General features: G+C 71.1%; 7 protein-coding genes and 1 pseudogene. 5 read left to right on the forward strand and 3 right to left on the reverse strand.

What is annotated here, in order from left to right; all coding sequences use genetic code 11:
• Window positions 1-87: 87 nt before the first annotated feature.
• The 5 genes from EFK10_RS16930 (at window position 88) to EFK10_RS16950 (ending at window position 5,588) form a co-directional block, all read left to right on the forward strand.
• On the forward strand, window positions 88-1,074 hold the full coding sequence (locus tag EFK10_RS16930; protein ID WP_127356520.1) for a sigma-70 family RNA polymerase sigma factor: 987 nt from the start codon (window positions 88-90) through the stop codon (window positions 1,072-1,074).
• A gap of 451 nt (window positions 1,075-1,525) precedes the next feature.
• Entirely contained in the window at window positions 1,526-2,299 is a 774-nt protein-coding gene (locus tag EFK10_RS16935) for a DeoR/GlpR family DNA-binding transcription regulator (RefSeq protein WP_127356521.1), read from the forward strand.
• Window positions 2,296-3,246 carry a 1-phosphofructokinase gene (gene pfkB, locus EFK10_RS16940; RefSeq protein WP_127356522.1) on the forward strand — a complete coding sequence of 317 codons (951 nt, stop codon included), beginning with the start codon at window positions 2,296-2,298 and terminating at the stop codon, window positions 3,244-3,246. Before EFK10_RS16935 ends, pfkB begins: the two co-directional genes overlap by 4 nt.
• A 40-nt stretch (window positions 3,247-3,286) precedes the next feature.
• Complete coding sequence (locus EFK10_RS16945) at window positions 3,287-5,311, forward strand: PTS fructose transporter subunit IIABC (protein WP_127356523.1); 2,025 nt, start codon at window positions 3,287-3,289, stop codon at window positions 5,309-5,311.
• Between the two features lie 88 nt (window positions 5,312-5,399).
• Window positions 5,400-5,588 carry a hypothetical protein gene (locus EFK10_RS16950; RefSeq protein WP_127356524.1) on the forward strand — a complete coding sequence of 63 codons (189 nt, stop codon included), beginning with the start codon at window positions 5,400-5,402 and terminating at the stop codon, window positions 5,586-5,588.
• 28 nt (window positions 5,589-5,616) lie between these two features.
• On the opposite strand, the gene mscL is transcribed toward EFK10_RS16950, so the two are convergent.
• From mscL to EFK10_RS16965, 3 genes and pseudogenes are all read right to left on the reverse strand, one after another.
• Window positions 5,617-6,105 carry a large conductance mechanosensitive channel protein MscL gene (gene mscL / locus EFK10_RS16955; protein WP_127356525.1) on the reverse strand — a complete coding sequence of 163 codons (489 nt, stop codon included), beginning with the start codon at window positions 6,103-6,105 and terminating at the stop codon, window positions 5,617-5,619.
• 21 nt (window positions 6,106-6,126) lie between these two features.
• Window positions 6,127-6,531, reverse strand: coding sequence for an MscL family protein (locus tag EFK10_RS16960; RefSeq protein WP_127356526.1), 405 nt, complete (start codon window positions 6,529-6,531; stop codon window positions 6,127-6,129).
• Window positions 6,532-6,625: 94 nt separating this feature from the next.
• A pseudogene (locus EFK10_RS16965) lies at window positions 6,626-6,923 on the reverse strand (hypothetical protein); the annotation flags it as partial.

A 6,923-nucleotide genomic window follows, 5' to 3' on the forward strand; every position in this document is an offset into this window, starting at 1 on the left:
CCTTTTCGAGTGGGCAGCCGCAAGGTAACTGCTTGTGAACCCACCCACTCAACCGACACCCGACCGAACCTTCGCAAGGGAGCACGCATGGCAACCCGTGCCGTCGCCCGTCGTACCGCTGGCGGGAACAGCAGCGCTCGCACAGGCCACGGCGAGATCGCGGATCGCGACCTCGTCGGGATGTACCTGGACGAGATCGCGCGTACGCCGCTGCTCGACGCCGCGCAGGAGGTCGAGCTTTCCAGGGCGATCGAGGCCGGCGTCTACGCCGAGCAGCTCCTGGCAGGCGAGGAGCTCGGACAGGGCGCGGACGCGAGCCGCGAGGAGCTCGAGGCGATAGCCGCCGAGGGAGCCCGCGCCAAGGACGTCTTCATCCGCTCCAACCTGCGCCTCGTCGTCGCGGTAGCTCGACGCTACCCGCGCAGCGGCCTGCCGCTTCTCGACCTGATCCAGGAGGGCAATGCCGGCCTGGTACGCGCCGTCGAGAAGTTCGACTACGCCAAGGGCTTCAAGTTCTCGACGTACGCGACCTGGTGGATCCGTCAGGCCATCACCCGGTCCATCGCCGACCAGTCCCGCACCATCCGGCTCCCCGTCCACCTCGTGGAGGAGCTGGGCCGCGTCCGCCGCGTCCAGCGCGAGTTCAACCGCGAACACGGACGCGACCCCGAGCACGCCGAGATCGCGGCCGAGCTGGACTCCACGCCCGAGCGCATCGCCGACGTCCTCGACTGGGCCCGCGACCCGGTCAGCCTCAACATGGCCGTCGACGACGAGGGCGAGACCCAGTTCGGCGACCTCGTCGAGGACACCTCTGCCGCCTCCCCCGAGGACTCCGTCCTCGTCATGCTTCGCCGCGAGGAGCTGGACGACCTGATCGGCCGCCTCGACGACCGCACCGCCTCCATCATCCGCGCCCGCTACGGCATCGAGGACGGCCGCGAGCGCACGCTCACCGAGGTCGGCAAGCAGCACGGCCTCACCCGCGAGCGCATCCGCCAGATCGAAAAGCACGCTCTTGCCGATCTCAAGCGCATGGCCCGAGCATCAGGTCTTGCATACGAAGCCGCCTAACACCTAGCCCCTTCCGGCCTCCCCTGAGCCGAGCCCCCGGTGCCCTCCCCCCCGGCACCGGGGGCTCACTATTTCTTCGTGCCGCCTTCGCAGCGCTCGGCGCGGGCGCGCCTCCCGCGCTTCGGCCGCCTGCGCCGGACTCTCCCCCAGACGCCGTCTGGGAGGTGCCCCCTCCGCCGTGCCGGGGCGGGGTCCGCCCGGGTTGCGGACGATCCAGCCCGTCCGGCGTTTGAGGACCGGGGGTCTGGGGGCAGCGCCCCAGCGGGGTCCGGGCGGAGCCCCGGTTTCGGGAAAGGGCGGCGTGGGCGATTCCAACCACCCCCGACCGGGCCGGTCCGACCCCGATGCCCGGTCCGGCCCGAATCTTGCCCGAGTCTGTTTACTTTCCCGCAACGCGGGCGTACGGTTTGCCGAAACCACAGGTTCGGACACGAAACGGACTCACCCAGACATGTACGCACCGGAGCGCCAGCAGGAGATCCTGCGCCTCGCCCGCGACCGCGGCCGCGTCGACGTCCCCTCCCTCGCCGAGGAGTTCGACGTCACGCCCGAGACCGTCCGCCGGGACCTGAAGGCGCTGGACCGAGCCGGCCTCATCCGACGCGTGCACGGCGGTGCGATCCCCACCGGCCGCCTGGACTTCGAGCCCGACCTGACCGAGCGCGAGGCGACCGCCGCCGACGAGAAGGACCGCATCGCCAAAACGGCCCTCGCCGAGCTGCCCTCCGACGGCAGCGTCGTGATCGACGCCGGCACCACCACCGCCCGCTTCGTCGCCGCTCTTCCCCTGGATTCCCGTCTCACCGTCGTCACCCACGCCCTCCCCATCGCCGCCCGCCTCGCCGAGTACCCGGACCTCACCCTCCACCTGGTCGGCGGGCGGCTACGCCACCGCACGCGCGCCGCCGTCGGCGAGTGGGCGCTGAGTGCGTACGGCGACATCAACGCGGACGTCACCTTCATCGCCGCCAACGGCTTCTCTCTCGCCGACAACGGCAAGGGCGGCCTGACCACCCCCGACCTCGCCGAGGCCGCGGTGAAGCGGGCCATGATCCGCGCCGCCCGCAGGGTCGTACTGCTCGCGGACTCCTCGAAGTTCGGGCAGGCACACTTCGCCCGCTTCGGAGAACTGGCCGACGTGGACATGCTGATCACGGATCAGGGGCTCAGCCCCGAGGACGCCCGGGCCATCGAACGCGCCGGCACGGAAGTGGTGCGCGCATGATCGTGACCGTCACCCCCAACCCGAGCCTGGACCGTACGTACGAGGTGCCGTCCCTGGACCGCGGCGAGGTGCTGCGCGCCACCGCCGACCGGGTCGACCCCGGCGGCAAGGGCGTCAACGTCTCCCGTGCGGTAGCCGCCGCCGGGCGGCGCACGATCGCTGTGCTGCCGCTCGGCGGGCCGGAAGGCGCGCTGCTCACCCGGCTCCTCGTCGAGCAGGGCATCGAGGCGGCCGGCGTCGAGATCAGCGGCCGGACCCGGATCAACATCGCCATCGCCGAGCCAGACGGCACCCTCACCAAGGTCAACGCGGCCGGCCCGCACCTGTGCCCCGCCGAGTCCGAGGCGCTGCTCGACGCCGTACGCACCCGCTCGGCCGGCGCCGACTGGATCGCCTGTTGCGGCAGCCTGCCCCGCGGCCTGGCCCCCGCCTGGTACGCCGAGCTCGTCGCCCGCGCCCACCGCGCCGGAGCCCGCATCGCCCTGGACACCTCGGGCCCGTCGCTGCTGGCCGCGCTGCGCGAGTGCCCCGACGTGGTCAAGCCGAACGCCGAGGAGCTGGCCCAGGCCGTCGGCCGCCCGCTCACCACCATCGGCGACGCGGTCAAGGCCGCCGACGAACTGCGCGCGATGGGCGCCCGCGCCGTCCTCGCCAGCCTCGGCGCCGACGGCCAACTGCTGGTCGACGACACGGGCACGTACTACGGGCGCGCCGACGTCGCCGTAGGCGCCGTACGCAGCAACGTGGGCGCCGGCGACGCCTCGCTCGCCGGCTTCCTCGCCGAGGGCGGCACCGGCGCTGCCGCCCTCGCCTCGGCCGTCGCGCACGGCGCGGCCGCCGTCCAGCTCCCCGGGAGCGTCATGCCGACGCCCGAGGACCTCGAACCCTCGGCGGTCACCACGACCACCGATGTGCCGATCGACCGTCTCCTGCGGGAGCCGGCGTGAGGAACCACGTCCCCAACTCCTCTCGTAATGGAGCCGCGCGATGAGCGACATGATCACCGCGGATCTGGTCGATCTCGACCTGACCGCCGACACCAAGGAAGCCGCGACGCGTGCGCTCGCGGAGCGTCTGGTCGCCGCAGGCCGGGTCACCGACCTGGACGGCTTCCTTGCCGACGTGGCCGCCCGTGAGCTGCAGATGCCGACCGGGCTCGACGGCGGCATCGGTATCCCGCACTGCCGTAGTGAGCACGTCACCGAGGCGTCCCTGGCCTTCGGTCGCAGCGCTGCCAAGGTCGACTTCGGTGCGCCCGACGGTCCGGCCGACCTCATCTTCCTCATCGCCGCCCCGGCGGGTGCGGACAGCGACCACCTGACGATCCTGTCGTCGCTGGCCCGTCGCCTGATGGACGGCGACTTCACGGGCGCGCTGCGCTCCGCCGACGACGCGAAGTACGTCGCGGCCCTCATCCGCGGTGACGTCGAACCGTCCGCGGAGCCCCGGACCGCCGCCGCATCCGAGACCGCGGGAGTGGCCTCCTCTTCGGGCGCGGCGGCAACCAACCCTGCGGCCGACGAGCCCTTCCGCATCGTCGCCGTCACCTCCTGCCCGACCGGCATAGCCCACACCTACATGGCCGCCGAGTCCCTGCAGCGGGCCGCCGCCGACAAGGGAATAGAGCTGACCGTCGAGACCCAGGGCTCGGCCGGCTTCACCCGGCTCGACCCCGCCGTCATCGCCTCCGCCGACGCCGTGATCTTCGCCCACGACGTGGAGGTCCGCGAGAAGGAGCGTTTCGCCGGCAAACCGACCGTCGACGTGGGCGTCAAGGCGGGCATCAACCGCCCCGGCGAGCTCATCGACGAGGTCCGCGGCAAGGCGGCCCGCGGCGAGTCCACCGCCCCCGCCGCAGGTGGCGGCGTCCCGATGGACAAGGGCGCCGGGGAGCACGACCACTTCGGCACCAAGCTCCGCAAGTGGCTGATGACCGGCGTCAGTTACATGGTCCCGTTCGTCGCCGCCGGTGGTCTGCTGATCGCCCTGTCCTTCGCGGTCGGCGGCTACGAGATCGTCAACGCCAAGTCCGTCGTCGACCACTTCGACTGGGCCGACAAGGCGAGCTGGGCCGCCCTGATGTTCCAGATCGGCGCCGGGGCCTTCAGCTTCCTGATCCCGGTCCTGGCCGGCTTCATCGCCTACGGCATGGCCGACCGGCCCGGTCTGGTCCCCGGCTTCGTCGGCGGCTATATCGCGGTCACCATCAAGGCGGGCTTCCTCGGCGGTCTGATCGCCGGTCTGATCGCGGGTGCTGTGGTCCTCGCCATCCAGAAGGTCCACGTCCACAAGACGTTGCGTGGCGTGATGCCGGTGGTGGTCATTCCACTCCTGTCCTCCATCGTCGTCGGATTCCTGATGTTCGTCGTGATCGGCAAGCCGATCGCCTCGGCCCAGAAGGGGATGACCGACTGGCTGAGCAGCCTGTCCGGGGCCAACGCGATCATCCTGGGCGTCATCCTCGGCCTGATGATGTGCTTCGACCTCGGCGGACCGGTCAACAAGGTCGCCTACGCCTTCGCCACCGGCGGCATCGCGGTCACCGACCCCACCCCCGGCGCCCTGAAGATCATGGCCGCCGTGATGGCCGCGGGTATGGTCCCGCCGCTCGCCATGGCCCTGGCGACCGTGGTCCGCGGCAAGCTCTTCACCGAGGAGGAACGCGAGAACGGCAAGGCCGCCTGGGTCCTCGGCGCCTCCTTCATCTCCGAGGGCGCGATCCCCTTCGCCGCAGCCGACCCGCTGCGGGTCATCCCGTCCTCCATGGTGGGCGGCGCGGTCACCGGCGCCCTGGCCATGGCGTTCGGCAACACGCTGCGTGCCCCGCACGGCGGCATCTTCGTGGTCCCGCTGATCGGCAAGCCGTTCCTCTACCTGATCGCCATCGCCGCCGGCACCGCGGTGTCCGCCGGTCTGGTGATCCTGCTCAAGGGCCTCCGTAAGACCCCTGAGCTCGCCCCCGCCGAGGCCGCCCAGGCCCCGGCCGAGGCCAAGGTCCCCGTCGCCGCATAATCCGGCCCCGGGTCAGGCCCGGCCACGCGTCCTTCCCCCGACGCGCGGCCGGGCCTTCGGCGTGCGGGCAGCCCGTACCCTTGACCGTATGAGCACCCCCGCCCCCAACCCCAACCCGAGTCCCGATCCCGCCGCCGCGCTGATCTTCGACGACCCGCTGGACCGTCCGTCGCCGGACGACAGCGATGCGGGCTGGGGCGACCGCCCGGCTCAGAGCAGTGACAGTGCGGCCGATCTCGCCCGCTTCCTCGACGAGAAGCCCCCGCACCACCTCTGAACCTCCGAACTCTGAGCCTCGGCGGTGACTAGCGGAAGCTCTTCGCCCCGCCGTGATCGGTCGGCGCTGGCACTGTCGCATCCCGCCCCGCCGCTTCGCGGGCCAGCAGATCGCGGATCTCGGCCAGCAGTTCGACCTCGGTCGGCGCCAGTGCCTCCACCTTGCCGTTCTTCAGCCGCTCGTTGAACTTGTTCATCGGCAGAATCAGCAGGAAGTAGACGACGGCCGCCGTGATCGTGAACGTCAACGCCGCACCGAGCACCGAGCCGTAGGCGATGGCCACGCCCGACTTGACATCACCCGCCGCGCTGACCTGGCACTGGGCCTTCAGGCACCACGCGTAGCCGTCGAGGTTCTGCGTGCCGATGAGCCCGACGACCGGGTTGATGATGCCCTTCACAAACGCGTCGACAATCTTGCCGAACGCCGCGCCGACCACGACGGCGACGGCCAGTTCGACGACATTGCCGCGCAGCAGGAAGGCCTTGAAGCCCTTCAACAGAGACAGTCCCTTCATTTCTTTCAGCCGTGACCCCGGCTAGCGGCGCTGCGCTGCCAGCAAGTCACGGATGTCGGTGAGCAGATCGGCCTCCGAGAGTACGGGCTCGCCCACCTGCTCCTTGCGGCGGTTGTACGCATTGAGCGGGAGCACGACCACGAAGTACACCGCGGCGGCGGTCAGGGTGAAGGTGATCGCCGCCCCGATCACGGAACCCCACAGGATGGCGACCCCCTTCGTGACCTCGCCACTGGCGATGGTGCAAGGCCCCTTGATGCAGGACGCGTACGAGTCGAGGTTCTTCGACCCGAACGCTCCGATCAACGGATTGAGCACGCCCTTGACGAACGCGTCGACCACCGGGCCGAAGGCCGTACCGATGACGACCGCGACGGCAAGCTCGACGACATTGCCGCGCCACAGGAACTCCTTGAAACCCTTCACACCGGTCGATTGTTCGCTTCCGCGCCGGAACGGCCAACCCCCCGCACTTGTATGGAGGTTGATTGCATGCATTCGAGCGGCCAGAAGCTGCAGCTCAGCACAGCACCACCCCCAGCGCTGAGTTCGCCGCCGCCCCGCTCAACGCGGCTGCCGTCGGACGTGGCACCGCCAGGACGATGAGCGCCCCGCCGTCCCGGGGCGGGCCGTCCGTCGGCTCGTCGGCCCGCGCCTCCGGCACCCCCACCACGGGCACGGACCGCGCCACCACCCGCGCGCCGGCCAGCACATCCACCCGGTCGCCGGTTCTGAGCAGCCCCACGGCCGCCGCGTCGGCGATCCGCACCGGCGCCCGCACCAGGTCCCGCGCCGCCACGGGCGAGGCGGCGGCCCTC

This window comes from Streptomyces soli, assembly GCF_003999195.1.
GTDB classification, from domain to species: Bacteria; Actinomycetota; Actinomycetes; order Streptomycetales; family Streptomycetaceae; genus Actinacidiphila; species Actinacidiphila soli.

Excerpts from the sequence above, each read along its gene's own strand:
- EFK10_RS16935 (WP_127356521.1), top strand. The coding sequence starts at position 1,526 with ATGTACGCACCGGAGCGCCAGCAGGAGATCCTGCGCCTCGCCCGCGAC.
- EFK10_RS16930 (WP_127356520.1), top strand. The coding sequence starts at position 88 with ATGGCAACCCGTGCCGTCGCCCGTCGTACCGCTGGCGGGAACAGCAGC.
- mscL (WP_127356525.1), bottom strand. The coding sequence starts at position 6,105 with ATGAAGGGACTGTCTCTGTTGAAGGGCTTCAAGGCCTTCCTGCTGCGC.
- EFK10_RS16950 (WP_127356524.1), top strand. The coding sequence starts at position 5,400 with ATGAGCACCCCCGCCCCCAACCCCAACCCGAGTCCCGATCCCGCCGCC.
- EFK10_RS16945 (WP_127356523.1), top strand. The coding sequence starts at position 3,287 with ATGAGCGACATGATCACCGCGGATCTGGTCGATCTCGACCTGACCGCC.
- pfkB (WP_127356522.1), top strand. The coding sequence starts at position 2,296 with ATGATCGTGACCGTCACCCCCAACCCGAGCCTGGACCGTACGTACGAG.